The organism is Kluyvera sichuanensis, from assembly GCF_014218705.1.
GTDB lineage: Bacteria > Pseudomonadota > Gammaproteobacteria > Enterobacterales > Enterobacteriaceae > Kluyvera > Kluyvera sichuanensis.
This window is the reverse complement of record NZ_JABBJF010000006.1, coordinates 77,214-102,626: the sequence shown is the minus strand read 5'-3', so window position 1 is coordinate 102,626 and position 25,413 is coordinate 77,214. Positions and strand designations below refer to the sequence as shown.

General features: G+C 53.1%; 35 protein-coding genes and 2 pseudogenes. 1 reads left to right on the top strand and 36 read right to left on the bottom strand.

Annotation, left to right across the window (positions count from 1 at the left end):
* Positions 1-119 precede the first annotated feature (119 nt).
* From HII27_RS09315 to HII27_RS09230, 18 genes and pseudogenes are all read right to left on the bottom strand, one after another.
* On the bottom strand, positions 120-323 hold the full coding sequence (locus HII27_RS09315; protein ID WP_185667633.1) for a hypothetical protein: 204 nt from the start codon (positions 321-323) through the stop codon (positions 120-122).
* 510 nt (positions 324-833) lie between these two features.
* A complete protein-coding gene (locus tag HII27_RS09310; protein ID WP_185667632.1) occupies positions 834-3,644 on the bottom strand; it encodes a phage tail tape measure protein in 2,811 nt (936 codons plus the stop codon).
* Positions 3,644-3,931, bottom strand: coding sequence for a DUF1799 domain-containing protein (locus HII27_RS09305; protein WP_185667631.1), 288 nt, complete (start codon positions 3,929-3,931; stop codon positions 3,644-3,646). The genes HII27_RS09310 and HII27_RS09305 overlap by 1 nt, the downstream gene beginning before the upstream one ends.
* Before the next feature lie 17 nt (positions 3,932-3,948).
* Positions 3,949-4,287: a phage tail assembly chaperone gene (locus HII27_RS09300; protein WP_185667630.1), complete on the bottom strand. Its 339-nt coding sequence runs from the start codon at positions 4,285-4,287 to the stop codon at positions 3,949-3,951.
* 155 nt (positions 4,288-4,442) lie between these two features.
* Entirely contained in the window at positions 4,443-5,069 is a 627-nt protein-coding gene (locus tag HII27_RS09295) for a hypothetical protein (protein ID WP_185667629.1), read from the bottom strand.
* Positions 5,070-5,294: 225 nt separating this feature from the next.
* Positions 5,295-6,227, bottom strand: a complete 933-nt coding sequence (locus tag HII27_RS09290; protein ID WP_185667628.1) for a phage tail tube protein — start codon at positions 6,225-6,227, stop codon at positions 5,295-5,297.
* Between the two features lie 46 nt (positions 6,228-6,273).
* Positions 6,274-6,723 carry a phage tail terminator-like protein gene (locus HII27_RS09285; RefSeq protein ID WP_185667627.1) on the bottom strand — a complete coding sequence of 150 codons (450 nt, stop codon included), beginning with the start codon at positions 6,721-6,723 and terminating at the stop codon, positions 6,274-6,276.
* The gene (locus HII27_RS09280) at positions 6,713-7,312 is read right to left on the bottom strand and encodes a hypothetical protein (RefSeq protein WP_035895704.1); all 600 of its coding nucleotides are present in this window, start codon (positions 7,310-7,312) and stop codon (positions 6,713-6,715) included. The genes HII27_RS09285 and HII27_RS09280 overlap by 11 nt, the downstream gene beginning before the upstream one ends.
* 2 nt (positions 7,313-7,314) lie before the next feature.
* Positions 7,315-7,668 (bottom strand): hypothetical protein, encoded by a 354-nt coding sequence (locus tag HII27_RS09275; RefSeq protein WP_035895706.1) that lies wholly within the window; start codon positions 7,666-7,668, stop codon positions 7,315-7,317.
* A gap of 1 nt (position 7,669) precedes the next feature.
* On the bottom strand, positions 7,670-8,152 hold the full coding sequence (locus HII27_RS09270; protein ID WP_035895708.1) for a DnaT-like ssDNA-binding protein: 483 nt from the start codon (positions 8,150-8,152) through the stop codon (positions 7,670-7,672).
* A 2-nt stretch (positions 8,153-8,154) separates the two neighbouring features.
* Positions 8,155-8,460, bottom strand: coding sequence for a hypothetical protein (locus HII27_RS09265; protein ID WP_185667626.1), 306 nt, complete (start codon positions 8,458-8,460; stop codon positions 8,155-8,157).
* A 39-nt stretch (positions 8,461-8,499) separates the two neighbouring features.
* Positions 8,500-9,613 (bottom strand): annotated as a pseudogene (locus tag HII27_RS09260) (P22 phage major capsid protein family protein).
* Between the two features lie 17 nt (positions 9,614-9,630).
* The gene (locus HII27_RS09255) at positions 9,631-10,383 is read right to left on the bottom strand and encodes a DUF6651 domain-containing protein (protein WP_185667625.1); all 753 of its coding nucleotides are present in this window, start codon (positions 10,381-10,383) and stop codon (positions 9,631-9,633) included.
* Between the two features lie 105 nt (positions 10,384-10,488).
* Positions 10,489-10,674: a hypothetical protein gene (locus HII27_RS09250; RefSeq protein WP_185667624.1), complete on the bottom strand. Its 186-nt coding sequence runs from the start codon at positions 10,672-10,674 to the stop codon at positions 10,489-10,491.
* 20 nt (positions 10,675-10,694) lie between these two features.
* Positions 10,695-11,798, bottom strand: coding sequence for a phage minor head protein (locus HII27_RS09245; RefSeq protein WP_185667623.1), 1,104 nt, complete (start codon positions 11,796-11,798; stop codon positions 10,695-10,697).
* Position 11,799: 1 nt separating this feature from the next.
* Positions 11,800-13,203: a DUF4055 domain-containing protein gene (locus HII27_RS09240; protein ID WP_185667622.1), complete on the bottom strand. Its 1,404-nt coding sequence runs from the start codon at positions 13,201-13,203 to the stop codon at positions 11,800-11,802.
* 4 nt (positions 13,204-13,207) lie between these two features.
* Positions 13,208-14,779, bottom strand: a complete 1,572-nt coding sequence (locus HII27_RS09235) for a terminase (protein ID WP_185667621.1) — start codon at positions 14,777-14,779, stop codon at positions 13,208-13,210.
* Positions 14,776-15,348: a terminase small subunit gene (locus tag HII27_RS09230; protein WP_185667620.1), complete on the bottom strand. Its 573-nt coding sequence runs from the start codon at positions 15,346-15,348 to the stop codon at positions 14,776-14,778. Before HII27_RS09230 ends, HII27_RS09235 begins: the two co-directional genes overlap by 4 nt.
* Positions 15,349-15,371: 23 nt before the next feature.
* Between HII27_RS09230 and HII27_RS09225 the strand changes: the two genes are divergently transcribed.
* Positions 15,372-15,599 carry a hypothetical protein gene (locus HII27_RS09225; protein WP_185667619.1) on the top strand — a complete coding sequence of 76 codons (228 nt, stop codon included), beginning with the start codon at positions 15,372-15,374 and terminating at the stop codon, positions 15,597-15,599.
* 82 nt (positions 15,600-15,681) lie between these two features.
* On the opposite strand, the gene HII27_RS09220 is transcribed toward HII27_RS09225, so the two are convergent.
* The 18 genes and pseudogenes from HII27_RS09220 to HII27_RS09135 form a co-directional block, all read right to left on the bottom strand.
* A complete protein-coding gene (locus HII27_RS09220) occupies positions 15,682-15,885 on the bottom strand; it encodes a hypothetical protein (protein ID WP_185667618.1) in 204 nt (67 codons plus the stop codon).
* Positions 15,882-16,187, bottom strand: a complete 306-nt coding sequence (locus tag HII27_RS09215) for a hypothetical protein (RefSeq protein ID WP_185667617.1) — start codon at positions 16,185-16,187, stop codon at positions 15,882-15,884. Before HII27_RS09215 ends, HII27_RS09220 begins: the two co-directional genes overlap by 4 nt.
* A 96-nt stretch (positions 16,188-16,283) precedes the next feature.
* Positions 16,284-17,009 (bottom strand): hypothetical protein, encoded by a 726-nt coding sequence (locus HII27_RS09210; protein ID WP_185667616.1) that lies wholly within the window; start codon positions 17,007-17,009, stop codon positions 16,284-16,286.
* A 303-nt stretch (positions 17,010-17,312) separates the two neighbouring features.
* A pseudogene (locus HII27_RS09205) lies at positions 17,313-17,423 on the bottom strand (lysis system i-spanin subunit Rz); the annotation flags it as partial.
* 301 nt (positions 17,424-17,724) lie between these two features.
* Positions 17,725-18,048: an Rz1-like lysis system protein LysC gene (gene lysC, locus HII27_RS27120; protein ID WP_396401354.1), complete on the bottom strand. Its 324-nt coding sequence runs from the start codon at positions 18,046-18,048 to the stop codon at positions 17,725-17,727.
* A 210-nt stretch (positions 18,049-18,258) separates the two neighbouring features.
* On the bottom strand, positions 18,259-18,822 hold the full coding sequence (locus HII27_RS09195; RefSeq protein WP_185667614.1) for a lysozyme: 564 nt from the start codon (positions 18,820-18,822) through the stop codon (positions 18,259-18,261).
* Positions 18,800-19,024, bottom strand: coding sequence for a class II holin family protein (locus HII27_RS09190; RefSeq protein ID WP_185667613.1), 225 nt, complete (start codon positions 19,022-19,024; stop codon positions 18,800-18,802). Before HII27_RS09190 ends, HII27_RS09195 begins: the two co-directional genes overlap by 23 nt.
* Before the next feature lie 492 nt (positions 19,025-19,516).
* Positions 19,517-20,347: an antitermination protein gene (locus HII27_RS09185; RefSeq protein ID WP_185667612.1), complete on the bottom strand. Its 831-nt coding sequence runs from the start codon at positions 20,345-20,347 to the stop codon at positions 19,517-19,519.
* Positions 20,344-20,466 carry a hypothetical protein gene (locus HII27_RS09180; protein ID WP_185667611.1) on the bottom strand — a complete coding sequence of 41 codons (123 nt, stop codon included), beginning with the start codon at positions 20,464-20,466 and terminating at the stop codon, positions 20,344-20,346. Before HII27_RS09180 ends, HII27_RS09185 begins: the two co-directional genes overlap by 4 nt.
* The gene (locus HII27_RS09175; RefSeq protein ID WP_185667610.1) at positions 20,463-20,660 is read right to left on the bottom strand and encodes a Lar family restriction alleviation protein; all 198 of its coding nucleotides are present in this window, start codon (positions 20,658-20,660) and stop codon (positions 20,463-20,465) included. Before HII27_RS09175 ends, HII27_RS09180 begins: the two co-directional genes overlap by 4 nt.
* A complete protein-coding gene (locus tag HII27_RS09170; protein WP_185667609.1) occupies positions 20,657-21,265 on the bottom strand; it encodes a recombination protein NinG in 609 nt (202 codons plus the stop codon). Before HII27_RS09170 ends, HII27_RS09175 begins: the two co-directional genes overlap by 4 nt.
* A 2-nt stretch (positions 21,266-21,267) precedes the next feature.
* Complete coding sequence (locus HII27_RS09165; RefSeq protein ID WP_185667770.1) at positions 21,268-21,474, bottom strand: hypothetical protein; 207 nt, start codon at positions 21,472-21,474, stop codon at positions 21,268-21,270.
* On the bottom strand, positions 21,474-22,076 hold the full coding sequence (locus HII27_RS09160) for a DUF1367 family protein (protein ID WP_185667608.1): 603 nt from the start codon (positions 22,074-22,076) through the stop codon (positions 21,474-21,476). The genes HII27_RS09165 and HII27_RS09160 overlap by 1 nt, the downstream gene beginning before the upstream one ends.
* 47 nt (positions 22,077-22,123) lie before the next feature.
* On the bottom strand, positions 22,124-22,360 hold the full coding sequence (locus HII27_RS09155) for a hypothetical protein (protein ID WP_223883182.1): 237 nt from the start codon (positions 22,358-22,360) through the stop codon (positions 22,124-22,126).
* A 477-nt stretch (positions 22,361-22,837) separates the two neighbouring features.
* Entirely contained in the window at positions 22,838-23,164 is a 327-nt protein-coding gene (locus HII27_RS09150) for a LexA family transcriptional regulator (protein WP_185667607.1), read from the bottom strand.
* 133 nt (positions 23,165-23,297) lie between these two features.
* A complete protein-coding gene (locus tag HII27_RS09145) occupies positions 23,298-23,789 on the bottom strand; it encodes a hypothetical protein (RefSeq protein WP_185667606.1) in 492 nt (163 codons plus the stop codon).
* A 64-nt stretch (positions 23,790-23,853) separates the two neighbouring features.
* On the bottom strand, positions 23,854-24,804 hold the full coding sequence (locus HII27_RS27115; RefSeq protein ID WP_223883181.1) for a hypothetical protein: 951 nt from the start codon (positions 24,802-24,804) through the stop codon (positions 23,854-23,856).
* The gene (locus HII27_RS09135) at positions 24,801-25,313 is read right to left on the bottom strand and encodes a hypothetical protein (protein ID WP_185667767.1); all 513 of its coding nucleotides are present in this window, start codon (positions 25,311-25,313) and stop codon (positions 24,801-24,803) included. The genes HII27_RS27115 and HII27_RS09135 overlap by 4 nt, the downstream gene beginning before the upstream one ends.
* Between the last annotated feature and the right edge of the window lie 100 nt (positions 25,314-25,413).

The window sequence follows — 25,413 nt, the reverse complement described above, 5'->3', positions numbered from 1 at the left end:
ATGCGGCTAGGTGCTTTGCCAAAATATAGAGGTTGTATATAATAGAAATAATCAAATCGAGCTTCTGCTCTAATCTAATATTTCTTTATAACGTATGGCGGCCAAAATCTTGGCCGCTTTTACCGCTCCCGCATTAATTTTGGCATCTCAATGAACACCTGACCGCAAGCAACATTGAATGGCGTATCTGATTTTAACGCAGTGTACAGGCAACCACCTGGACGCATCGCGTTCTGGATGGCTGAACTAACGGCTTCTTTCATGTCGTTCCGCTGATTTGCAATCGCCGCTTCCAGCGCTTCAATGCGTTCTTCTAAAGTCATAATGCTCCCCTGCCTCTCGGCTATAGGTGTAAAAAAGCCCCGCGTGGCGAGGCTTTTGGTCAAATGCATGTTTTTGCTATCTTTTCGAAAGTATCTCTAATATACCAACTCCGTAGGTATAGCCTTACCTGTGAACCAGCATCATATTTAACAATATCTGCTGCCGCGGTGTAGTTCTCGGTATAAACCGTCTTGCCCCCAGGATATGGCTGTATAAACGTATTTATTGTGCTGCCATCCAGAAGCTTTTGAGACTGCCATCCAAATAGCAAACATTCTGCCACTTCTTGCGTCGACTTACTTGAAGTAAGCGTAAGGTCAGGATCCTTACTCCTTAAATCAGTTAAATTTTTGCATCCACTTACCCCAATAACTAATAGCAAAACCACAGTTCTTGAAAAGCGCATTATCATCCCCTGATTAGTATGGCTTTGTGCATAATAACCAGGGGATGTTTTGGTGTAACCAGGTACGTGCGATATTGCTTTCTCAAAATCACTTCAATGAAAATTACTTCGTCTGGAACCGTCGTCCGAGTAGGCCATCGCTCCTTGATGCCCTCACTAAGATCTCAGTCACCTTGGCTTCGATTTCCTTCCCTAGCGCCCTTGCAGCATCACTTCCATTACCAGAAGTGGTTGATGATGTGTTGCCCTTATTGTCGACGTAAATATCAATGTTGACCTGAGGTTGGGATCCACCGCCGCCCTGCGCCCTGACACCAAGCCGCCCAGCAGAATCTCTCGTCAGCGGCATGATGGCCTCAGGCCCCGCCTCACCAAACACACCCCCTTTGGCAAACCTGGCAGCGCCCTGGAATGCAAAATATTGAGGTGAATCGTAGACTCCATTCACATAGCTGTGCAGCCCCTGTGACTCATATACACCGCCTTTGGCGTTAAGGTGTGGAGAAGGAACAGCAAATGACTGCCCTCCCCCTGTCGAGGGTGCTGAGCTACTACCAATCCAGCCCATAGCTGCTTGCACTGCATAGGCGACCATCAGCTGATTCACGACCTGCGCGATCATTTTCAGCATCGACATCCCGAACGACTTAATTGACGCATTGCCGGTCATCACAAGGTCGGTCAGCATATCGGATATTCCGGTGAGCGCGGAGCCTGCCACGTTCTTAACCGCTCCGTATGTGTCGGTAGCAGAGTCCAGATATTCATTCCAGCCACTAACCGCCCCTGATTTCCAGTCGCCTCGCAGCTTATCCTCTTCAGCGTAATAATTCCTGAGGGCTGACAGTTCCTTTTCATAGCCAGCATCTTCAAGCTTGCCGCCACTGTTCAACCAGCCTTGGCGGAGTTGTGCCTCCTCACGTAACCGTTGCGCCTGACGGTTGCTCAAACCAGCACCATCCTGCAATGCAGCGGTCTTTTCGGACATCTGTGTCACATACTTATTCGCCTGCTGCGCCAGGCCATTAACCTTCTGCTGAGCCTCAATCTCTTTGTTCTTCTGATCCACCAACTTGGCGGCATTCAAAATTGTCTCTCGACTGGCAAGCAGAGACTGCTCCTGGGTGGTTAACGCCCTGGCCCTTGCCGCCTCATCCAGTTCGGCGAAGCGAGATTGCTGCTTGCTGAGCTCAGTGTTTTTAACCTGCGTATCACCGGTCTGTCGTAACGTCTCAAGGGTTTGAGTCAATGTCCTCAACTGCGCCTGATAGTTTTCGATGGTGCGATCACCAGCATCAACCTTAACGGCGGGTGATTTGGGATTATCCTTTTTATCCCTCTGCTTTATTGCATCCACGACCTCCCTCTGACGCAAGGCAATAAGCTGCTGAGCATTCGCAATAGCTTCCTTATCGCCTGAGAATGCAATTTTCCGGGACTGCTCCCTCGCCTTCCTGAGGCGTTCTTCTGCATTGGCCACGCTGTCTGCGGCAAGGTACTCTTTGTTAATCCAGTCAACCGAATCTTTTACCGCAAGGTTTCCCTCTATCGTTGCCTTGTTTAGACCTTCTCTGAGCGCTTTAGCTCGCTCAATGGTGGCGGTAATAGGGTCAATCGCCCCGCCGAGGGCGACGCTTTGCTTTCCTTGATCTGCACCGGTGTAATAATTTTTGACTGCCTCAGCCGCGGAACTCCATGCATCTGGGATCCCGAGAACCTGCCGACGATGCGCCTCTATGGACTCGTTAATGCTGGTGAAATCAGAAGAACCTTTGTACTCAGCTATCTTTGTTTTCGCATCCTGGTAGCTGATCCCCACAGAAAGCATCTTCTGTACGGCTTCATCTGCGCCATCCTTTGTTGAGATGAACAGCGACGTAACATTCTTGATTGAATCCCCGGATGCATCGGCGATCGCCCTGATATTTAACGCCAGTTTACTCGCATACTCCCCGCTCATCCCCAGTGTGTCTTTGACCGCGAGGTTAGCCTCATCTATCTCCTGTCGGGCCTTGTACACAGCAACGGCTAATCCGCTAAATGCCAGTGCCGCTAATCCGAGCGTGGCAGTTGTCGGGTTGAGATAGGTCAGTAAAATTTTTAGGGTGTTTCCAACTCCACCGAATGAGTCTTTAATCTGCCCACCCTGCTGGAGCAGGATAAGGAACGGAGACTGCCCACCAGCCAACTGTGTGGCGATATCGGTGAGCTGCGCTGGTAACGTGCGCATGGCGGCACTGTACTGGCCCACGGAGATACCGGCACGGCGAGCCGCTGCTTCCTGGCGGGATAGCGCCTCTGGCAGAACGTCAGCCACGCCAGTGAGTCGCTCACGTGTCTGGTTCAGGATGGTGTTGAAGTGCTCGAACTGAGCGCTATTGATGCGCCCAGACTCGAAGTGCGCCACCAACTGCGCATGCTGCTCATCCAGCGAGTTGAACGCCCGGATGGTTGGATCGATGGAACCCAGCAGATTTTTCAGCGCGGCAGATTGCTTCTCGGCGGCCTGGGTGGCTGCCAGTTCAGCCTGAGCTTTCGCCGCTGCTTCGCCAGTGTCAGTCAGCTTTAGGCGGGTATCGTCCAGGATTTTGCTATACGTCTGGAACGAATCGGTATCAAGAAATCCCTTCGCCTGGAAGTTACGCAGCGCTGCCTGCTGCTCGTCAAGCCGGTTCAGCGCCTTGTTTACTGGGTCGATGTTCTCCAGCAGCCCCTTCAGCGCGGTCTGTTGCTCCTTAATCCCTGCCGTGCCTTGTTTGGTAGACTCAGCACCGGCACGGAAAACACTATTCAGGTCATCAGCTTTGCCGACGGCACCAGCCGCTGCCTCTCCGAGTTTATCCAGTTCATTGCTGGCTGTTTTCAGGTCGGCAACATCAGCCCTCAAAGTAATCGAGGCGATTTGGTCTGACATTATTTCGTCTCCTTATGCATTACCTTAAGCGCCTCGCTTTCCATGATTTGAAGGTCAGTCATACAGGCCGCCGCATCCTCAACCCCGTGTAACTCAAACATCCAGGGGAGTACGTTGTAATCAAGGCCGGTCGCCCCGCTCGCGCCAACTCGCCACTGGGTCGCCAGCGTGGAGAAGATGGTGAAGGTTTTCCAAACCGACGGCAGGATCCCCACCTTTTCCTCTACGTCCTCAGGCGTTAAACCAAAAGCGCTCAACTCCGCAAGAGTCGGCCCGGGCGTATACATCGCTGCGGCGACCTGCCTCAGTTTTTTTCGCGGATACCCATCAGCTCTTTGGTGTAAGCCAGGCCAATACTGTCGAACGCGCGCGGGTAGTTCTTAAGCAGGACGAGCACGTTGTCGCGGGTGAACTCATCCGGCAGCGCCCAGCTATCAACGATTTCCATCAGATAATCGGCCTGCGGCTCAATAGCAGCTTTCTTGCTTGCTGCATCCTTTTGCAGTTTCTCGTCCATCGCGCGCAGTTCTTCCAGCGTCTTATGGCGGAAGGTGAAGGTCAGCTTGCCGTCTTCGGTACCGGCGCGCGGGATGCTGGCAGTTGCGGAGAAGGTTGGGTTTGGGATTAGGGAGAATTGGGTCATTTCGGTTCCTTAGAAAAAAAGAAACCCGCCGGAGCGGGTTATTAAGGTGAATGAAAATTTAAAATTCTTAAAAAAGCCTCAAGTAATTGAGGCTTGGGATTATTGGCTTGATTATTTATTACTCTTCAAACTTAATTTAAGAACCGCTCTTCTTCTCACACATCCCGTTTCTGACGCGTAATGTGCTGAGGTAACTTTTGCGACTCCTCAAAGAAGCAATCCATCATTTTTTTCGTTTCAATTTTGAGCATTTCCATATTCTTTTTATTAAAGGCATCCCTTCGCTCAACTTCAGCCTGGACAATATAATTTTCAGAGTTTAATGGTAACCATGTGCTTGTTTCGTACTTATAGAAGGACTGCCATTTGTTATAGCCAGCACTACAAATATCTTTGACGTTTGAGTCAAAATCTTTCATGCGAACGCCATAGTTCTTGAAGATGGATAAAGCTCTATCTCTATCAAATACTTCCTTAGAATAGTTGACGCCATTTGGCATGGCCTTAATTTCATCAAAGATTGACTTCTGAAAATTATCCACCAGATCAAAATCGACTTTTTCTCCGCCTGAATCCTTAAGAGTAGCGACTGTTTTCTCTTGAACTGAAGACTGCTCCTTGCTTCCAAACGAGAGAAGAATGATGAAAGAAAAAAATGATAAAGCAAATGCAGTTACAGTTGCTCTAACCTTGCTCCGACCTTTCGTCAATGATCTGCTTTTGGATTTTCTATAAACGAAAACAGCAACGACAATAGCCAGTACAAAAATCAAAAAGTTCATAAACATATCCCCTTGCATCAATCGACTTTAGTTTTAACTCAAAAAATCGCTTAGTTATCGACAGGATTAATTATTATCTTTAGTCAAAAATTCAGGGGTTTACTTTGAGTAGGTTCCTCCAAACTCCAGTAAAACACGATTGATACTGTCCTTGTAGGAGTAAATGCATATTTCAAAGAGAACTGTTCGAGGCACTGATTAACCCGGCGAACCGGGTTTCAAGGATTAGCTGACAGTGACGGCGCAAGCAGCCGAGGTAAGCGTCTTGCCTGCGGCGTCGGTGACTTCGCAGGTATAAGAGCCTGCATCGCCGGATGCCACCGATGGGATATTGAACGTCGAAGCGGTTTTGCCAGGAATGGCGGTACCTCCTTTCTTCCATACGTAGGTGTAAGGCGCTGAACCACCCTGCATGACAACAGCCAGGTCCAGAGGTGAGCCAGAGGCAACAGACTTGGTTGCCAGCAGGTCTGTCAGGAACGCCAGCGGCACAGCGGAAGAGTCAGCGATCGGGTAAATCTGCATATCCGATTCGAAGTTCATGCGCGCTTCGTTGCTTTCTACGGCGTTGATTTCAGTCTTTGGAACCTTCTGGAATGAGACTTTCGCAGAATAGTAACGGTCAGCCTTGCCGCGCTGGTTGTGGAACCAGATTGCCGTCGTATCGCTTGACTCATCCAGTTCAATGAGTCGTTTGTAGATGGCGAGCAACGGATCGTGAGCGAAGGTATAGACCTGAACGACCGCGTTTTTAAACGTCGGGATAGTACGAGCCTTATCATCTTCCAGGAACTGCACGCTGATGGTCTGCTGGTCGCCACCTTCGGTAGATAAGGTCATGACCTGTGGCATGGTGATCCACGAGTCAATTTTGCGAAGCGTGCCCGCGCCAGTACCGGCCGGGAATTTATTGGTATCGGTGGTATCGAACGCTTCCAGCACGATTTTGGTACCAGTGACCGACTTCACGCGAAGTACCATGTTATCGAGCTTCAGCCAGCCAGAGTTAACCTGGACAACATCGCCAGCCAGAATGCCGGCAGCCGAGGCAACGGTCAGTTCGCATTCCGTCGCATTGGATGCCGCAGTAAAGGTAATTGCGGCCAGATAGGCCTTGGCCACGTTTACACGCGACCCGTTAGGGATTGCGAATGCCATTGCATTCTCCTGAATTTAGGTAATAAAAAACCCGCCGGGCGGCGGGTCAGTAATCAGCGCGATATTGCATGCCGATGGGGATGGTATAGGTGATGGAGCCACTACTGCCGTTTGGTGCAGAGGTCGGGCGATCCTGTATTGGTGAGCGAATCTGTGGCGGCCCGTTGATGTAGACCGTCAGGTCACCATCCACCAGCGGAAGTCCCTCCGGAAACGCATCAGCGACAGACTTTGCCAGCCCCCTGGCCTGAGTGACGCCGCCACCTGCGGGATCAATGACGTTGAACTGCAGGATGCCCTGATAGGTTCGCAATTGACCACCCAGGTCTTGCCCCACCGTCTGCGCCGGCAGAACATAAGCACGCCCGTATGGTGAGCTATCCGGGGGAGTGAACGGTATATTCGGCCAGGCTACTGGCAGCCCGAGAGAAGAGCAGATAACCGCAATGCGGCTCTCCAGTAGTTCAGCAATTCGCATTGACTGGTCACTGGCCATTGCGCACCTCGCTCATTGCCTCACGGAACAACTGCGCAGCATCCAGCGCAGTGATACCCACCATGCCGCCGGGTGCCTGGCCGGAATGCCCGTTCTCCAGTGCTGCTGCATATGGCAGATTATTGGTGAAGAAAATCGAGCTGACCTGGCCTACCCGGAACACCTCGAGCACCGCCAGACCGCGGGAGTTGGAACCCTGGCCGGAGGCATCAGGTGTATCGTTGGATTGGGTCGGCTGGCTATCAAAGCCCACATACCAGTTGTTCTTGAAGCGCCCGCCGACATAGCCGTCAGGCTTTTTGATGTCCATCGAGTCGTTCACTCGCAGCCCGCGTTTAAGGCGCCCGGACTTCGTCACGTTTGCTGGGTCATCGCGAAGCGCTGCGTTATGCTCACGAACGGCAGTGTTATAGGCTGACGCCGTCTGATTCACTTCCCACGTTTCAGGCTGACCCACGGGGGACATCTCAACCAGGCGGCCCAGTATTTTGATACCCGTCCGGCGCACAACCTCGTCCATTTCCTGCTTAGAACTATCCACGAATAACTGAATGGCAGCCAGGAACGGCTGATTAGCTGTGCTGGCCATACTCACGCCCTCAGTTGGATGTTGTAGGAGATAAGCACGTCAGCAGGCTTAACCGGGTTCGGTTGCACCACGCGCCATTTCTTGCCGTCGATTTCGATGCGGTCATCAATACGCACTTCCGTTTCGAACGTGGTCGCCAGCTTCTTATCGCCGGTGGCGATCAGGGAGCCATCAATTTCGCGGGAGGAGTATTCGGTGATAACGCCAGTGACGGTCGCGGTAATGGCTGGGATGGTGACCTCTTTACCGAACTGATCGCGGGTGATGCTGCCGCCGCGGGTCAGTTGGTAGGTTTTGCCGTTTTCGGTTAGCAGTCGGGTTGCGGTAGCTCGCATACGGAGGTAGTTGATTGCCATATCAGCCCCTTTCGATACGGATTTGATTGCCACCCACCACCAGCTCGCGCAGCGAGGAATAGAACCAGGGGAACGACGGCGCAGCCTTGTTCGTGCCCGCCTCATACTGAACGGTTATTACCCCCTCGACGCGCTCCATCGTCACCGCGCCGCCACCAGCAACCGAAGGCGTTAAGTCAATCTCCTGCGACTCGATAGCCAGGCGGCACTGCGCATCAACCAGCCGTTGTGGGATAGCATCATCCAGCAGGTCAACGCCATCGAATCGCACGCCAGAGCGAGGCCACGACAGCGACTGAGTTGCGCTGGAGCGCTGGCCGCGCCATTGCTGCCCTTCCAGATAGTCCATCGCCTGCATCAGCATCTGGCCGCACTCACCATCATCGGCAGGTACGGTATATCCGCGCCCCGCCGCGAACGCGCGCAGGTCAACAACGCTGGCGTAGGTGTTAAAGTCTGGCGAATGAGGATCGGCCACCAGCATGGTTATTCCTCCAGACGCCAGTCCAGCGCCAGCCAGTTGTCAACTTCGTCAGGATGAACATCAGCGCTCAACGGGCCGCCGGGGAACTCAGGGATATCACGCACCATGACCACCAGTTCAATGCCTGGCTGTTCCTGCTGCTGTTCCTGCTGCTGTTCCTGCTGCTGTTCCTGCTGCTGTTCCTGCTGCTGTTCCTGCTGCTGTTCCTGCTGCTGTTCCTGCTGGGCAGGAGCATGTTCAGTGCCGTTCTGCGCCGCAAGCTTTTCAGCCTCGCGCTGTGCGCGCTGCTCTCTGGTCAATCCGGCCATTGGGCCTCCTGAAAAACAAAGGGGCCGAAGCCCCTGTGGTTAGCCCATGATGATGGCGGAATGGCGCGGCGCCACGGCGGCCACACCCCACGCCAGACCGACCTCGTAACGCACCTGACGGTACTGACGGTACAGAGCAACCTGGAAAGTGATGCCTGATGCCGGATCGGTCACGTTCATGACGTCATCAGCAGTATCGCCACCTTCAGGCATCGCAGGGGTGCGACTCGCCAGCAGGAATGCACCGCGGTCAAACGCCATGTTCGGCGTAAACTCGCTGAGCACAGTGACGGAGGCCTGGTGCGCTGATGGTAATGCTGGAAGACGTTGCTGCCACAACCAGGTACTGGTTGTCATCACCATCAAACTTCACAGCAGTGCCCGCAGCAATGCCGCCGGTGCCCGCCGAGATAGCAACGATGATATCGCCCTCTTTCTTGGCACCGTTGACCTTGTAACCAGCCGCGGTGCTTTTCGCGGTGCGCTTAATGCTGAAGGACTCATGGAGGTTGAAGCCCATGATGCGACCGATAACACCTTCACGCAGCAGTTGGTCAGTGCCCGCCTCGTTCGCTTTGAACAATACGGACTGCTTACCACGAATGGATGCCATCGCTTCGCCGCCAAGCACCATGCGCAGGTCGGTGGTTGGCGCGCCGTTATCGGTCAGGATTTGGCGTGCCAGTGCCGCATCTGACAGATCGTCCTTGATGCTAAACGGCGTATCTTTCGGTGCACCAACAGCGCGCGAGGAGTTGAGGTACAATGCAGCAAGGTCAGCATCAACTTCGTTCGACAAGGCGCGGAACGCCTGTTTGAACTGGTCGGCCAGAATGATGTTGTAGGTACCAGCCGGGCCAAGTGCCAACTGCTCTTCACCGTTCCATTTGACCGGGGCCATTTTGGATTTGGTGATTTTCACATCCACACCACCGATGGTCTGTTCACCGGTATTCGGTGCTGCCGGGCCCGGTACAATGTCTTCAGTGGTGGCCGCAGGTGCGACGGGCGCACGCACGGTCTGGTCTTTCGCCGCTGCATCTGCTTTTGCGTCGCGCGCAACAGCAGGAATGAAGCCAGTTTGTTCGCGGGAAACAACGTCCAGCGCGGTATAGATGGTCGGGATCAGACCAGTGAGGGTATTGCCTGCCATTTATGGCTCCTTTCGATTTAATCGACGATGCTGACGCCGTCTTTCAACGCAGCCTGCTTGCCAGCGTTATCCAGGGAATCAAACGCACCGCGTTTCATGGTTTTTTGCCCGGCCTGATGCTGCGACTGCTGGGAGCCACCGCCGCTATTGCCGGACGCTTTGAGGATGTAGTCTTTCTGCGGATGCAACTCGACCAGAGATTCCAGCGCTTCGTCGAAGCCAGCCAGTTCACCAGGTTTGGTGCGGGAGAACACCTTGTTGCCCTGTCCGTCGTAGGCCACGACCTTGCCGTCTTCGATTTTGAAGTTCTGGCCGAAGTGGGAACGCACGAACTCAGCCGGGATCGCCATCTTCTCAGTGATGAACTTAGAGCCACCGAAGCGACCGCCGATCATCTCGTCGTAGAGCTGGGTTTCCAGTTTCTGGTTGCGCCCATTGGCTTCGTCCAGTTGTTGCTGGAAGACCTTAGTGATTTCGGCTTTAACCTGGTCAACGGCGCCGGCGTCGATCAGCTTTTTCTGGTCGATTTTGGTCATCATCTCCAGGGCTTCGATCGCCTTGGTCGGGTCGGTGATGCCAGCGAATTTCGCGAGACCGGCTTCCGCCGCTTCTTTCGCCTCACGGTGAGTCTTCGCTTCACCATTCAGGGAAGTGATTTTGGTCATCGCTGCGACCGCGTCGAACGGGATTTCTTTGCCGTCATCATGGGTGTAAACCGGCATACCGTTTTCAACGACCACATTGCCGTTAGCATCGAGTTTGAGTTTCATTGTTTTGCTCCAGCCTTCCGGCCATTGGTAATAGGTCATCCGACCCGGTCACCGCGTCGCATCCGCTCAGCGGCAGGCATAAAAAAGCTGCCCGGAGGCAGCCTGTTAGGATTGTTTGGAAATGAGACCAAGCTCGTATTCAACCAGCCATCTTTCCTCGGTGACATAGCTCCATCTTTGTTTTCTCCGGAGCCAGAATTTATAAACGACGAGAGTGGTATCGCCATCGGCAAACTCAGTCACCAAATGGTTCTTCTGGCCTCTGGATTTCCACGTTGAAGGAAGTTGCATTGCCACTCCTGCACTTACGTTTATTCAAACGCCGACGCATCCACGCGGCGCAGTTCGTCCAGGGTCAGGAACTCCCCGGCATCGGTGAACAACTCCGGCACTGTGATTTTGCCGTCGCGCAGCATCATGGCGCGGGTAACACCCAGCACCTGCTCCTGCCGCGCGTATGGCTGCCGGGCAAGCCAATCGGCATAACTGGTATGCGCAGGCACCTGACCGTCCATTGAGGCGCGTGTGGCGCTACTCAGCGCGCTGGGCGCAATCATCAGCTCTTCCCACGATTTGGTAATCAGGATTTCACCAGACCGACAGCAGAAGTGAATTTTGCCTGGCCCTCGCAGATACGGAACAACGTGCCCCAGCGGCTTGCCGTCGAGGGTGTAGAGTTTGCGGTCGCGGATAATGCACCACTGGCTCGTATGGGTATCGAGTGTGGATGACCACTGCTTGGCCTTCACGATATCGCTGTTGGCCTGGGCGAAGTCCTGACGCGCCGATGCCGCCATGTGATTCACCGCCGTGCGTGCCACCACAGCCAAGTCACGCCGGGAGGTGTTGATCACCCCGTCCTCGCGGTTGAGTTTCGGCGTACCGGCAACGCGCTTAACGATTTGCTCTACCGTTTCGCCCTGAAGGAACCCGGTGCGTACAGCGTTGGTGATTTTGTCCAGCCGGTCAGCTTCAAGCTTCTGCCCCCACTCCTTCAGCAACCGCCCCTGGAAGGGCTGCGCCACTGCCGCAGCGTAAACCTGCTCAGGCGCGATGCTCTGGAGTGGAACGTGCTGGAGAATCTGCTTCGGAATGATGCTGCTGAACAGGTCCAGTTGATACCCGGCCTCGTACTCAACGTAGCTCGTCAGTTCGCGTGCCAGCGCAGAGTTAACCGGTTCGTAGGCCTGCTGGTTCAGGTCACGCACACCCACCAGCAGTGATGCCAGGCGGCGGGCGCTGTAGGTATCAGCGCGCTTGCCGTCCAACAGCACCAGCAGTTTGGCAGCCAGGTCAGCATCCATTTTGTTAAGCAGTGACACCATTCGCCGGGCAACGCCAGTACCGTAGCGCGTAACATACAGGCCATGCGCTATGGTTTCATCCTGGAGCCTGTCATTGACGGTGCGCGCCATATCACACCTCGCCAGGTGGCGGTTCGGTCAGTGAGGCCGACTCAGCCAGTAATTCATTCAGAACTACGTCTGGATCCGCATCAGCATCGATGATGTTCAGCTTCTGGAGGGATTTAATCGCGTCAACACGACGAATATCACCGCCCTGGCGCAGCGACTGGATGGCCAGCGCCGCCGGAGGGTTGAACTCTTTCGACTCAACATCCAGCTCGGTGCGGACATCGACGTTGCCGCCGTCCTTTTCACCAATGTACTCGGCCATAATCTGCAGGATGTTGTCGAGCGCATCTTCCAGGCTGGTTGCCATGGTGTAGAGCGGCGACTGCTCCTGCATCTTTTCCTCTGAGGTCTGGTCTACCGACTTCGTGGAGGTGTTGTCAGTGCGCAGCAGCTTCGCGCCCGCCTGGCGCATCTGCTCCACGAGGTCGGTCAAGGACTCCTTGCCAGCGCCGATAGAAGATCCGGTGTGCTCGACGTATTCGAGGCCCTGTTTCTGCCGATCGTTAAAACTTGCCGCAGAGGAAGAGCCAATCACCAACTCCTGCCCCTCTTCCAACCCGAACACAGTCAGTATCGGCACCCGGGCGACGTGCAGGATGTTGTCCTGCTCGCTCTGGCTCTGCCAGTGCTTAACGTTCAGCAGCGCCATGTTGAGCAGCGGCGGCGAGCCGCACATGAAGCCGGTGCGCTTGGTATAGAGCGTGACCAGGGTGATATCCCTGCGGGAGGTTTGCCATTCTTCGTGCAGCGTCCAGTTTGCCTGGGCGTTGTCGCCGGTCGCCTTGCGGTAAATCTGCACCTTCCCGGGCGTCAGCAGTCGAATCTGCTCAACTTTGGTCTGCCCGAAGTCGTCGCCATCTTCGACCACCACCTCTTTGATGCGTAGTGCTGTGAGCTGCACCTTGCCGCCGACCATCTTCGACTTCCAGCCAATCACTTGGCGGGGATTGAGCATGGTGACGTATGGTCGCGCGCCAGTGGCTTTCTCATCCGCTTTGGTCTTTACCTGTTCGGCGTCCACCCGGGGATAATCCACCAGCGCATGAGACAGGCCATACTGCATCGCCAGGCTGAAGAACGCCTGCGCCCACACATCGAGGCGACTGCCTTCCAGATCCACATCCTTCGCAAACTCGCGCAGCCGGTCCGGGACGTTCTCGCCCAGCTGGATTGGCTCCGCAAATACTCGCCCAACGTTCTGGTTGATGGTCTCTTCGTAAGCAGGCAGCAGCGTGGCCACAGCCAGGCGCTTTTTGTAGTCCTCTTTGTCTTCTTTCGGCCAGCGTGGCAGATATGCCTCACCAAGCTGGCGCATGTACAGCGTGCCACCCATCAGGGCGTCGTTAATGTCCCACGCCTGCACCATGTTCCCATAGTCCAGATTGGGTGTTGAAATATCAGGCATGGGGTTAGAGCCTCAGATTGGTGACTTTGCCGACTTTCTTCGGCGGTAAGTGCAGGACGGCGTAGCGCGTGCCATCCCAGTCGTGATCTTCCTGCTGGGTGTCTACATCGTCAGGGTTCTTACTGTCGCGCACTAGCACTGGCACACGGCTTATCCAGCCACGGCAGTAATCAAACACGTAAAACGCTGGTTTCTCAGGCGTGCCTGACTCCAGTTTCTTACCTTCAATGACGGCCTCGAGCATGTCAGCAAACAGGGCCGCACCGTTCACACGCGATCCCGGCTTCTTGTTGGATGGAACCCATTTAACGCCCTGTGATTCCATCTTCTGCGCAATAGATAACTCATCATCGCCGGTGTTGTAGATCGCACCGTCAGCAGGGCCAGGAACAATTTTCTTGCAGATGCCGGGCATGATATTCAGTTGCCCCTGCGTGACCCCGTTGAGCTTTATCTCTTCGGGTTCAGCCAGTTCCTCCCCCACCAGCCGTTTATCCACCCAAGCCACGCCTTTAGCGACGTTCGTTGAGGACATATTGAGGCCTTTATTCAGCTCGTCAGGCGGACAGCCGTACCACTCGCCAATTAGTATCAGCGACCCGGCAGGCGGGCAGAACTGTCGACCATCGGGCAACTCTGCGGCGGTGCCGTCGGCACGCGCCCACCAGAGATTAGAGAAGGGTTTCGACTCACCCCAGTCATGGGAGCGGTCAACCGTCCAGCTATCCGGGATACGGAACGGCTTAATGACATGCAGCGATGCATTCCACAAGTGGTCAAAGCGCCCGCCGCTGGTGACATCCCAGGAGCCCTCTACCCATGCTTTGCGCCGGTTTGGGTCCTTGATGGACATCAGTGTCGCGATGTACTGCGGATCCAGATACGGGTTCTCTTTGAACGAACCGTGAATCGCCACGCGGGTAAGCGTCACGTCCTCTTCTCGTTCGGTCTGCGGGTTAAACACCTTCTGTGTTTCGCGAATGATGGTGCCGCGCGGCGCAGGTTCGATGAATCGTTTCTTCACCCAGGTATGGCCGATGCCAAACGGGTTGGTCGTGCTGAACGTCTCCAAGGGGATCGGCTTAAGCAGCGAGCCGTCCGCCAGCGGGTAGTTTTCTGGCCGGAACGACGATCGCCGGCAGGAGAACATCATTTCGTAGAACTCTGCGGACTGCTGTTTTGTCAGCTCGTTGAACCCGATAAACGGGAACTCCTGCCCGTGATAGTCCCAGTAATCGCCCTCTTCTTTCCCGAAACGGAACAGCAGTTCTTCGCCAGTTGGCCAAACCCAACGTAATTCACTGGCCGACGCCAGATAGCGTGCACCGTCGTTAAACAGGCGGTACATTCGCTTCGATTGGGTGATGATGTCGGTGAGGTTCTTATACTCGGTATCGAATATCACGCCACGCCAGAACGAGCCATAGCCCAGGCCAACAAGGCGACGGAAGCGCGCCAGCTGCGCGGCGGTTTTACCCGGTCCACGCGTACCCTCGTAGAGGATTTCGTTACACGGGCAGCTCAGGGAGAGCGATTGCGATCCCGGCAAAGGTTTCCAGACGGCTTTGTAATTCATCCACCAAGAACCTCGCTCTGCTGTTTCTGTGCTGCCGCTTCCCAGTTATCCACGTTGTCGCTGGTCGGCACCAGCATGACGTTGTGGGTAGCTACTACTTTCTGTTCGACCTGCTCTTTGAAGGCTTGCACGCGAACGTGCTTACCGAGCAGTTCAAGGTTCTTCACCTTGTCAGGCCACTTAACCTTTTTGAGGATGGTTTCTGCGGTCTCTTCGTCGAAGTTTTGTATCGTGGTGCTGATATCCAGGCCGGTTAGAGAAATTCGCCAGGCCTTCGGCCATGAAGTAATTGGTTTGAGGCTGCCGTCATCATTGAGGATGTCTAAAACATCCATCTGGTCGATCTCAACCAAGCGCCGGAGCACATAATCGGCATCAATACCCACATCTTCGTTGCGCTTGGCTTTGAGTTCAGCAATCCTGTTTTGAATGACAGCTTTTGACAGCAACTTTGTAGCGGTACGGTTAGCAGTTTTAGCGCTGTACCCCACACGAATTGCTGCCTGAGTGGCGTTTAAATCGATGAGGTACTCGCGACAGAACATATCCTGTTTGTCAGTGAGTGCCATTTAAATACCTTTGGGAGATGCCTATGGGCAACGTGAAGATTTACGCTGGCTTGGTTAACGGCGACCTTATGCCAATCATTGAGGATAAAACCTCAGAAGAGATCGTTACTGCCTTCACAGGCGACGATACTGGCGCACCGCCAACATCCGTGACGATTGAGGTGATTACCGAAAGCGGCTCTAAGGTCAAAATTTACATCCCCAACAGCTCAGCTGATGCCAGTGTTACGGTTGACGGGAAAAGAGTGTAGCCATACCGCCATTACGATGGGTCCACCCGTGGTAATGGCAATAAAAAACCGCCCGAAGGCGGTTATTTGCGAATCTAAGCGCTTATTCGCTCTTCTCAATAATCACTTTTTGTGGGCTCATTTGCTGGATGGCACGGCAAATGCAGTACGGGATTACAGCCCAAGCCAGCCCCATAGCCGCACCAGCTGCTTGTTGAGGAGCTCCTGTTGCACCAAAGACAGCGACAACGCCCTGAAGGAAGCCAATCACACCACAGATGACACTAAAACCCCATAATATCTTCATAAAAAACAAATCCATATTGTTAAAAGAGCAGTCAGATTACTCTTAAATAACATGGCAAAAAAGTAAATTCTGTGCTGATGGGTGCCATTATCAAGCCCACCCGCAGATGAGCTTTGGAATGGGCTAACCCAATTGTGAGTGGTAGCAAGGTGGAAGTGGTCGGGATTATGCAGATGTGCGCCATCAGCGATGATGTGCTCCTGCACCCACTCCCACAGTCCATCGGTAGGAATCAACCGAATGTGCGGAGCAAACTCAGCAACAAAGGCAGGTGATGGAAGTGGCCTGCCTATCTTGTTCATAGCCTCTCCTTATTAGATTCAACAAAAAACCAGCGGGTACACTGGTTTAGTTACTATTAATTTGGGTGCGGGTTGCAATAAAATTGCGTGAAGAATTTAAATTTCATCTCCAAACATTTTTTCTATCGTTGTCTTAAAGCTCTGTAAATTAGAATCGAAATCACGATTAATCAAGCTATTTGACAAACTAAAAAATAAGGTTCCAGATGAAGACGCCACAGTGGTATTCGCATCTAACTTAGATTGTCGCTTGAGCATATCATTAATGACAATACTTTGAATGGATTCAGAATGTGCCACTTTCAAGACATCAATCAATTCAGATATCCGCCCGTAAATTTTAGAGCAGAACTCATGTGCGGCTTCAGGCGTAGGGATTTCCCCTTTGTGAATAACCTTGTTTCTAAATTCGGACAAACTAGGATCTAACTTATAAGCCTTCCCCGTATCAAGGAGATACAGAGCCATAAACACACCTATCTGTCTTTCTGATTGTCTTGCGATTTCCTTAAACATACTTACGAAAGCTTCGCCATCAATATCCCTTGATACTACATAGACTTGGATGGCGAACTCATAAGTTCTTTCAAGCGCCGCATAAAATGTTGCGCATGCCTCCAATGTAAATCCTTTCAGCAACGCTTCAGCTCCGGATTCCAATAAGACCTCAAACTTCTGGCTTTGAAGCACGAGAGCATTTTTATGTCCATGTGAGCAACTGTGAATTGCGATCCTATCTTCGTAATATGGTAAATAGACAATTTCATTACTTGGATGGCCAAGCTCCTGAAAGCATTTCATGCATGTTGCAATAGTTCTCATATATCTACTCGGCAGCAGTTTATCTCATTCGACATACGATACTAAAATTCCGAATTCTAATAAATACCCAAAACCGGCCCTATTGTTAGTTTATGGTAGGCAACCACTTCTACGCTGCACACCTACATCGATGCCCCGCCAATTACCAATATCTGGTTATACTTCCTAAAAGAGGCGCTCGGACAGAACGACAAAACAAACACAGTTTGAGAAGGATTAATGATAGTAGTCGCTAAAATAGTGACATCCGCGTCTTCGTTTCCAGTAAGGAGTCTTCTGATAAGACAGCCGATTGCGCCACGATCATTTCAAGCACTGTTGCCTGATGTAATCCTGCAACCCGGCGATCATTTTCCCGCTGGTTCCGATTCGCTCTCTGAGAGTGAAATAATCCCGTTCAGCGGCGTCAGTGAGTACAGTGTTTTGACATTATCACATGCACTCAGCGAATGCCTGCTGTAATGCCCACCATGCCTCCCTTTGGAATTAACCCTGACTAAAGGGAGATGATTAAGGTTGCACTATAGAAGGAAGGAATCGTCCTCCTTCACAATCTATAGGAGGTTTTATGTACCCTGAGTCATACCTATCCCTTGTCATCGCCTTAAAACCGTCAATAACCGAGATTGTCAAAACGGCATGCCTGGCTATCGAATTATGGCTTCTCGAACGATACGACATTATCAAGCCCACCAGCAGATGAGCTTTGGAATGGCTACTTTGAGCCGCGTGATGCTTCAATCTTCCGGATGCTACTCTTGTCGATATTGCATTGGCCCAGCGCCGACAGCAGGCTAACATTCAGATCCAGACTGGCCCCGTAGGTCAGCGGTTCTGGAATGGCTGGCTGGGGCGTCTCAGCTGTCAGGCTTGCCGGCAGTGGTATCACCGGAACCGGCACGTACACTGTCCGCGTATTGCCGCAGCCGGTCAGCAGCTGCAGCAGGCACAGACTGATTAGCGCAATCGTCACCCGCAACAGCCACTTTGATATCTGCCTGAGCTCTCTGTGACTCAATTGTGATCTGCCTCTTTGCATCCTGGTTGGCCTTTGAAATATCGTTGATGATGTTCACGGTCTGAATGACATTGGCGGTGACGATGTTTGCCGATTCGGCCTGCTGTTCTGCGCTATCTGCCCGTGCCTTTTCACGGCTGGCTTTGTCGCTGTAGTACCAGGCCGACCAGCAAGACCCACCAAACAGGCAGAGAATGAATACCGCGATCGCAATTAGGTAATGCAGTCTCATCAGAACACCCCTGGTGCCGGTGTTGATATGCCGGGATTGAGCGGTCCAGCACCATTGTTGAATAGTTGCGGCTTCTGCTGCCATTCGCAGACTGTGCGCTCTACCTCACGTCGGGTGATAAGCCCTTTCCACTGTTGCCCACCAGCATACGTCCAGCGCTGCAGCTCTTTGCAGGCACTTTCTACATCGCCAGCATTGAGCTTTCTCAGCAGAGTTGATTTGCTGAATGCTCCCGCGCCCACGTTATAGGTGAACGAGTAAAGTGCTGCCCTGGTAGGCTCAGGGATGCGAACCTTAATCAGCGGGTCGATGGCAGCCGCCACCTTTCGCAGATCAGAATGCAGAAGGTCATCACACTCTTTGTCTGTGTAGCGGTGACCGCTGCGAACGTCAGCGCCAGTGTGTCCATCACACACAGTCCATACTCCGACGACATCCTGGTAAGCGTAATACCGTCGCCCTTCCACCCCGTCAGCATTACCCAGCATGACGGCGGCAATGGTGATCGCACCGGAGCCACCGAGAATGGCCTTCGTCAGCTTATTTCTCAGAGTCGGGTTCATTCTGGCTCCTGTCTCGACGATTATCTTCGCGGATCTTGAAGTACAAATTTGTCAGGTACGTAAGAACAGCAACTACTATGCCCACCAGTACGCCAATGGCGTTCCACTGCTCAGGGCTGTATGCGTTAAGAATGCCGTTCAACACGCTCCCCGCAGAGGCGCCGTAAGCTGCGCCGGTGGTTATTTTGTCCATTCGTAACATCTCTCACCTCCGATGGGGCCGGGGTGCTGTATGTAGTAAGAGGAGGCCGTCCGACACGATAGCTACGTGGCTTATGAGGGTGATTGTCGGCGGCCTGAATAAAAAAGGGCCACGCGTTAGCGCAGCCCTAAAACTTTTGCCACTACCCGGAGTGGCCACGCTCATGCCCTTGAGGTGCTGTCGCTCTATCGCCGCTGATAACCGGTGCGCGTCTGGCGTTCGCGCTGCTCTACCGGAGCTTGTTTTGATCTATGAACCCTCACCCATCACTACACAGGCTCGCCATTACGCGACTCGGGGCAGCATCATGACTGCTGCTTTGCCTTTCGGCTGCGGTCTATCCGTTTGCTGGTGCATTTTCTTATCCTCCAGAAACGCAAAAGCCCCACGGTGTTAACCGCAGGGCTTGAAACGAAGGCATTAACCCATCGTTGGAATAAAATTAACACAGATTCGGGAAAAGTAAATAGCTCTAACTAATTTCCGCAATCCCTATCGCGTTATCTGTTTCAGTTGCGCTTCAGCCCAGGCTTCTTCGATATCGAATTTCGTAATTAACTGATCGTAGAACGGTTTAACAGACTTCTTCCACGTGTCCAGACTGATAGCATCCGTAATCTGACAGACAGCCGTGTGGGCCTCAGTTGACGGGATCCGCTCGTACCCGCGACCGCCGCAGCGTTTACAGTCTGCCAGCACCGGCACTCCCTGCTTCTCAGTTAGATCCTGATTCACCGATTTACCGCGCCCCCGGCAATCAGAGCAGGCACAACTAATGACCTTTTTCCCCTGACACTGATGGCAGAGAACACGAGCGACCTCTCGCACTTCGCGCCGGTTCTGATACTGAGAAGGGTTGACTTTCAGACCCCACTCTTTTGATTTCTTGATGATTTCTTTTGCGCATGCCGGCGTACTGGTTTTCATACTGAAGACCTCAGCATCAATGAAGCCCTCACCGTTGCAGCAGTCACATTGCTTCACGCTGGCGGCGCTGCGGGAATAGTCCTCAAAAGCGAAGGTGGCGAGCTGGTGCATGACCAACGGCTTAACCCCAGCGGCGAGCTTGCGCAGCGCGGCAATCTTGTCGCATTTGGTCAGCGCATACTCGGCCAGCAACGAGATCGCCCGCTCGCGGTCGTTCTGGCTGATGCCCATCTTTCCAAGGAAAGCGCTGTAGCCCAAAGCGGCAAGCTCCTGTGTCATGCCCATGGCAGCCATGATATCGGTGCCGGTCAGTGAATCTGATGCGGTAGCGCGCGGAGAGTCGCTAATCAGCGTGGATTTTGCGAAGTGGTATTTCACGGTGTTTTCAAGATTCACGCTGCGGCCCTGTTTGGCTGTTTGGCTTTAGTCTGGTTCTGGCTATGTTTTGCTACCGGCGGCAGTCTGGCGCGCATGACGCTTTCGGCCTGGTATCGGATAATCTGTTCTCTGGTCACGTTGGCCTCCGGTTCCATGCGCGGATTGCGTCGCGTTTTGTTGAATAGGTGTCGGTTATCGGCTTAATCAGGCACTGTTTTGCAGCGCATCCGGCATAAACGCCATCGCCATCAGCAACCAGTTCTGCCTCGCCACCACAGAATGGGCAGTTAAGCAGCGATGTCCAGTGCGGCAATTTGAGGTCGTAAATCATGCGGCCTCCCTGGTTTTGGCGAGATGACGCCTCAGTGCGCTGAAATGCTTCCTGATGGCTTCGAGTTCTTCGATGGTGTATCGGTGTGGGGTGTTGTTGTTTTCGAGCGCCTCGACGCGCTCAGGCCCGATTTTCTCGATAAGGCCCATGCGGTATTGCTGCTGATTTCCCGACATCTGCACATTGCAGTGGTGACATTGTTTATTTATATTGTCTTCGGTGTAGCGGAGGTGTGAGGCCTTGCCGCGTGAACGGTAATGCCCCGCTTCCCACTGGATGGTATCGAACGTGCCGCAGCTGATGCATGGCAGGTCATGGTCCCGCTCGCGGATGTAGTCATTGACGACGCGCTGGGTCACATCCTCCCAGTGCTTCAGTGGCTTAACTGCTGCTTTGCGCTGGCGCCAGGCTGCACGTTCTTTCTTCTCGGTGGCGCGCTGCTTGGCAGACTCCTTGCGCTGTGCATCCTCCCGGGCTTTTCTGGCCTGTTCTTTGCCGACTGCGCTGGCGCACTCGTACCCGCATACGGTCTGCGTGTCGCGCGTCGGGTGGAACCACTGGCGGCATTCTTTGTTGGCGCACTTGCGGCGCGGTAGCTTAGCCATGCTCACCCCCACGCCTTGTTTTGCCACACGCGGCTCGGGCGCGGTGCTTTCTCGCCTTCCGGCAGCTGCGCGCTGACAGTCCAGGTGATGTTGTCGCGGTTCAGGCTGCGCTCAACTTTGACGCCGCGGCGCTGGTAGCTCGCCACCAGCTCGTCGGCCTGTTCGGTGGTGCAGTCGTGATGATGGAACCAGGAAAATTTCATCGGCATCATCCCCCGAAGCTCATTAGCTGCGCAGCGGCATTCTCAGCCTCATCCTGCGTTCGGAATGGTTTGGACAATATCCAGCGCCACAGGACATCAAGCGCGGCCTTGTAGAGCTGCTGGAACTCGATTTCGCCCATATTGGCGAAGGAGATGCTGCGGGGATGTTTGCGGAGTGAGCCGTCAGGCAGTTTGATGGTGTCGTAATGCCCGGCTTCGACGATGACCCAGGCCCGGTACGCTTCGTAGGATTTGCAGAGGCTGATGCCGTTGGTGATGCGTCGCCCGGCGACCTGCTCGAGATATTGCTCAGCGGCATCCTGCAGCGCGTTTGAACTGCCGCCATACGTCGCCAGGAAGTTAGCGAACCCGGTCACCAATTTGCGTTCATTCGACGAGATAGCGCCGCCGGTAGGTTCCCAGTATTCGAAGCCGAGGTTAAGCAGCGCGAAGAAGCGTCGATGGAATGCGGAGTTGCGGGGTTGTCTGAACCTGGCCACCAGCACGGCGCCAAGCTTAATTTTTGATTGCAGAATTTCACTGGTCTCGGGATTAGCCGGGATCAGGATTCCTGGGGACTGCTTGATTAGCTGTAGTTCGTGCGCCATGGGGTTCTCCGTGGCGCATCAGGCATAGGTTGTTCAGGCCTATGAAATTATGATATCAGATTATCAGGATGTGGTGTAATGCCATAACCGCAGCGTTTCAGGAATTTAACCATGGAGTTGTGAGTAAAAACGAGTTCGTCATCCAGCATCGGGCGCAGTGATACTATCCCGTTCTGGCGGTAAATGAGATGGCGTCGCTCTCCGCAGAACGAACCCACTACGCGGCCATCTGAACGCCGCACAATGTCATACCAATCATCAACTCCATCAACGTCCTCAGCCACAAATCCTCCTTCTCGCATCAGCACAAAGAACCAACCAGACCAACTAAGGCCTTTGAGCTGGCGGAAGCTGGCGAAAGAAAACCAAAAATAGACACTGTTAATTTATACAGTATTTATCTGAATTGCCAAAGTATGCACAAAAACCATAGCGGTATGCAATAGCATTTATCTCACTGATTTAAATAAATTTTCAGCTTTACCTTTGTGCGAAAAATGATCGTTTAATTTAACAATTCGTGCGGCAAAAGTGACGCCGCTAACTCCCTGAATCATTGGCCTCGACACTTGCCGACACTCGCCGACACTGCATGCGTCACCTTCCAAATGAAAGTGATTCACATTAAGCGTTATTGATGTGTTGCGTGAATGTGTTCGCTTCTTAATCGCTTTTGCAGATCGATTGATTTATATCGATCGATAAAATCGATCATGCGTGGCTCGGGCGTAAAAAAACCCGCATCTGCGGGTTCAGTTGGGCTACATCGGGGCTTCATCGTCATCAGCGCGCGTTACTTCGTTAATCAGGTGCGTCACCACGCCCAGGACGCTCACGTCGTCCAGCGCCTCACCTTCCAGTGCTTCGCCGTCGTCAGTGATAAGCGCCGCGCCCATGCGCTTGGCGAACTGGTTGCGACCGCAATGCTCGATGAGCACCATGCTGCCCTGCCCGACGTTGATAGCGCGGTTGATGACGGCGTAGCCCATCGTTGTTTCGATGGCAGTGCAGTTGCCGTCCATATGGCATAGGGACTCAATGGTCATGCGGGTTTCGACGTAGTCGTTTGCCGGGGATGGAAAACCCATTTGGCACCTCACCAATAAAAATACTGTATGTATAAACAGTATTATTTTATCAGCGGTGCGTCAAGGTGGTTACTTCTTCTCGTTCTGCGATGCCATGTCGAGGTAGCGCGGATCGGATGCTTTTCGCATCCCTTTAATCGGCCAAATCAGCATCCGTCGCAATCATTAAGTTAAAAAACTTAATGGCATCATTCCATTGATCATGAAGCTTAGTACTGCCGCTCCAATCTCCCTTTCCCTTAAATAAGGCGCCGGGGGCATCGTTATAGTTTAGCTCTTCAAATAACTCCATATTGATTTGATTTATAAAGTATTCCTTTAATTCTTTACTTTCCTTTTCATCACTATAATCTTGTACTATTTTCATGGCTTGCTGCAGGCTCCTGACAATGTTTGCTCCATCATGGAATGTCCAATCAGAACCTTGCTTCCCTTTGGCGTACCCGTTAGCTCTCTCCGCACAATTCTTTAATGACTCATAAGCATACATTCTGCTTTGAAGTTGAAGAGATTTCGTTGCTGTCTGTCTACTTAAGAATGCTGCATACGCTGCAGCCAAACCACCAAATGCTGTAATTGCCGCAATAGCCATATTCCAGTCGGCATCAGTAAATCCCCAATTCATAGGTGCTCCTAAAAAATCCCCTCGGTTATGGAGGGGATTATACATCACTGGTCGTGGATATGGACTAAGGCTTAAATCGGTGGTTTGTGAGACGTGCACCCATTTTCATTTCATCTCTTATCACTGCGCGGGCTGTCGGTGAGCTTGCCGCATCAGCATAACCCAGGCCTTTATCCGTGAACGAGATGATTACCTTGGTAGGGTCAGCACACTGAGGCTCCTCTCCATGCCGGAACACAACAAAGCTGCATCCGTGAAGCTCGGCCAGTCGTTCTGCCTCCACCTTCCAACCATCCGGAGTGACCGGAGAGTTTCGCCGCGCCAGCAACTCACGATACGCATTAGCCTGCGGATTGTTGCCGTGCGCCATTGCTTCAAGTTCTTCATTCGTGAATGAGTTATCTGGAATAGCTTGATTCATAATTTCCTCATATTCGGCAACCTGCGGGTCTACTGGTGTGGATAGGTCGCGGAAACCACCTCCCAGCATCGCTTTAAACTCAGCGATACCAGCATCATGCTCGGCCCTTTGCTCTGGGGTCATCGCATCAAGCTCTGCGTGATATTCAGCCCGACGGTTTAGTGCATCAAGCATGCACTGGGTGCTAACTCCCTTGCCGAACTTAAGCCCTGGCTCCAGAAATACAGGGCATGGCAGCATGTCAGGCACTACCGGCGATGGCGGAGCGGCGTAGAGCGCCTGACGTTCAAAGCAATCAGACGGGTTGCACTCATCCTCGCTGTCGCAGAAAACCCAGTCCGTAGTGAAATGCGAGCCGTGCTCTTCGCTTTTTGGGGTATGCACATAGCGATAACGCCACGCCACTGGCACCGCCTCCCGACTCTCCCGCAGCTCTCTCAGCCCCTTCACCGCATCAGCAATGAAATGGTCCATGCTGCTGCCGTTGCGATACTGGAGAGAACTCTCCAGCGCTTCGATAACGCGTTCAATGCGCTCACCTGTCAGTGGAGAGTTTGCCGGGTGGTTAGCTGGGTCTGTTAAGTTGATTGTCATGCTGCATTTCCCTCTGGCTTGTTCACGATTACACCGTCATAAACCTCCTTGAGGTGACCGCGTAAATCCATGCGCCGGAGCGCGCTAAACATGTAGTCGCATTCGGCCTGCTTGTTTGCTCTAAACGGCTTGCTAGCCGTGACAACCCAATCGACGTTACCGGGCCAGCCATACACTTTTTTGACCCGGCCTTTGACGACGTGAAGCAAACCCCATCCAGGCGGTAAGTCCTCAATATTTACGATACCCGGCTCGCTAATCATGAAGCGCCAATCACCCATCCCTTTCTCAGGCTCAATCCGGAAAGGTTTCTTGCGGTCGGCCAAGAGGTCAGAGCGAGAGCATTTGGCTTCAATCAGGCAACTAGCGCCGTTGCGAAAGCCGATAGCATCAGCCTGCTCACCGTAAGGTGTCCAGGCACGGAAGCGGTCATGAAAAGCGACTTTGAAGCCGTTGTTTTGCAGGAACCGGCAGGCGATCAGGCAAAGCTCGTCGTGCGTTACTGGCAGTAAGCTCATTGTCCTTCCCCTTCGATAACCTGGATGCCGGCGGTGGTCAGTGCAGAAATCATCTCTGAGCACCGAATCACACTGCACCAGTTCTGCATCA

What these genes read in the sequence shown, in the direction of transcription:
- HII27_RS27115 (WP_223883181.1), bottom strand. Translation starts at nt 24,804, where the DNA reads ATGACAATCAACTTAACAGACCCAGCTAACCACCCGGCAAACTCTCCA.
- HII27_RS09245 (WP_185667623.1), bottom strand. Translation starts at nt 11,798, where the DNA reads ATGGCGCGCACCGTCAATGACAGGCTCCAGGATGAAACCATAGCGCAT.
- HII27_RS09250 (WP_185667624.1), bottom strand. Translation starts at nt 10,674, where the DNA reads ATGCAACTTCCTTCAACGTGGAAATCCAGAGGCCAGAAGAACCATTTG.
- HII27_RS09235 (WP_185667621.1), bottom strand. Translation starts at nt 14,779, where the DNA reads ATGAATTACAAAGCCGTCTGGAAACCTTTGCCGGGATCGCAATCGCTC.
- HII27_RS09280 (WP_035895704.1), bottom strand. Translation starts at nt 7,312, where the DNA reads ATGGCCAGCACAGCTAATCAGCCGTTCCTGGCTGCCATTCAGTTATTC.
- lysC (WP_396401354.1), bottom strand. Translation starts at nt 18,048, where the DNA reads ATGCAAAGAGGCAGATCACAATTGAGTCACAGAGAGCTCAGGCAGATA.
- HII27_RS09255 (WP_185667625.1), bottom strand. Translation starts at nt 10,383, where the DNA reads ATGAAACTCAAACTCGATGCTAACGGCAATGTGGTCGTTGAAAACGGT.
- HII27_RS09170 (WP_185667609.1), bottom strand. Translation starts at nt 21,265, where the DNA reads ATGGCTAAGCTACCGCGCCGCAAGTGCGCCAACAAAGAATGCCGCCAG.
- HII27_RS09240 (WP_185667622.1), bottom strand. Translation starts at nt 13,203, where the DNA reads ATGCCTGATATTTCAACACCCAATCTGGACTATGGGAACATGGTGCAG.
- HII27_RS09165 (WP_185667770.1), bottom strand. Translation starts at nt 21,474, where the DNA reads ATGCCGATGAAATTTTCCTGGTTCCATCATCACGACTGCACCACCGAA.
- HII27_RS09150 (WP_185667607.1), bottom strand. Translation starts at nt 23,164, where the DNA reads ATGGGTTTTCCATCCCCGGCAAACGACTACGTCGAAACCCGCATGACC.
- HII27_RS09145 (WP_185667606.1), bottom strand. Translation starts at nt 23,789, where the DNA reads ATGAATTGGGGATTTACTGATGCCGACTGGAATATGGCTATTGCGGCA.
- HII27_RS09310 (WP_185667632.1), bottom strand. Translation starts at nt 3,644, where the DNA reads ATGTCAGACCAAATCGCCTCGATTACTTTGAGGGCTGATGTTGCCGAC.
- HII27_RS09215 (WP_185667617.1), bottom strand. Translation starts at nt 16,187, where the DNA reads ATGAACAAGATAGGCAGGCCACTTCCATCACCTGCCTTTGTTGCTGAG.
- HII27_RS09270 (WP_035895708.1), bottom strand. Translation starts at nt 8,152, where the DNA reads ATGCTGGTGGCCGATCCTCATTCGCCAGACTTTAACACCTACGCCAGC.
- HII27_RS09175 (WP_185667610.1), bottom strand. Translation starts at nt 20,660, where the DNA reads ATGATTTACGACCTCAAATTGCCGCACTGGACATCGCTGCTTAACTGC.
- HII27_RS09295 (WP_185667629.1), bottom strand. Translation starts at nt 5,069, where the DNA reads ATGAACTTTTTGATTTTTGTACTGGCTATTGTCGTTGCTGTTTTCGTT.
- HII27_RS09210 (WP_185667616.1), bottom strand. Translation starts at nt 17,009, where the DNA reads ATGAGAACTATTGCAACATGCATGAAATGCTTTCAGGAGCTTGGCCAT.
- HII27_RS09190 (WP_185667613.1), bottom strand. Translation starts at nt 19,024, where the DNA reads ATGTTACGAATGGACAAAATAACCACCGGCGCAGCTTACGGCGCCTCT.
- HII27_RS09230 (WP_185667620.1), bottom strand. Translation starts at nt 15,348, where the DNA reads ATGGCACTCACTGACAAACAGGATATGTTCTGTCGCGAGTACCTCATC.
- HII27_RS09305 (WP_185667631.1), bottom strand. Translation starts at nt 3,931, where the DNA reads ATGTATACGCCCGGGCCGACTCTTGCGGAGTTGAGCGCTTTTGGTTTA.
- HII27_RS09285 (WP_185667627.1), bottom strand. Translation starts at nt 6,723, where the DNA reads ATGGCCAGTGACCAGTCAATGCGAATTGCTGAACTACTGGAGAGCCGC.
- HII27_RS09300 (WP_185667630.1), bottom strand. Translation starts at nt 4,287, where the DNA reads ATGACCCAATTCTCCCTAATCCCAAACCCAACCTTCTCCGCAACTGCC.
- HII27_RS09315 (WP_185667633.1), bottom strand. Translation starts at nt 323, where the DNA reads ATGACTTTAGAAGAACGCATTGAAGCGCTGGAAGCGGCGATTGCAAAT.
- HII27_RS09195 (WP_185667614.1), bottom strand. Translation starts at nt 18,822, where the DNA reads ATGAACCCGACTCTGAGAAATAAGCTGACGAAGGCCATTCTCGGTGGC.
- HII27_RS09265 (WP_185667626.1), bottom strand. Translation starts at nt 8,460, where the DNA reads ATGGCCGGATTGACCAGAGAGCAGCGCGCACAGCGCGAGGCTGAAAAG.
- HII27_RS09275 (WP_035895706.1), bottom strand. Translation starts at nt 7,668, where the DNA reads ATGGCAATCAACTACCTCCGTATGCGAGCTACCGCAACCCGACTGCTA.
- HII27_RS09225 (WP_185667619.1), top strand. Translation starts at nt 15,372, where the DNA reads ATGGGCAACGTGAAGATTTACGCTGGCTTGGTTAACGGCGACCTTATG.
- HII27_RS09160 (WP_185667608.1), bottom strand. Translation starts at nt 22,076, where the DNA reads ATGGCGCACGAACTACAGCTAATCAAGCAGTCCCCAGGAATCCTGATC.
- HII27_RS09290 (WP_185667628.1), bottom strand. Translation starts at nt 6,227, where the DNA reads ATGGCATTCGCAATCCCTAACGGGTCGCGTGTAAACGTGGCCAAGGCC.
- HII27_RS09220 (WP_185667618.1), bottom strand. Translation starts at nt 15,885, where the DNA reads ATGAAGATATTATGGGGTTTTAGTGTCATCTGTGGTGTGATTGGCTTC.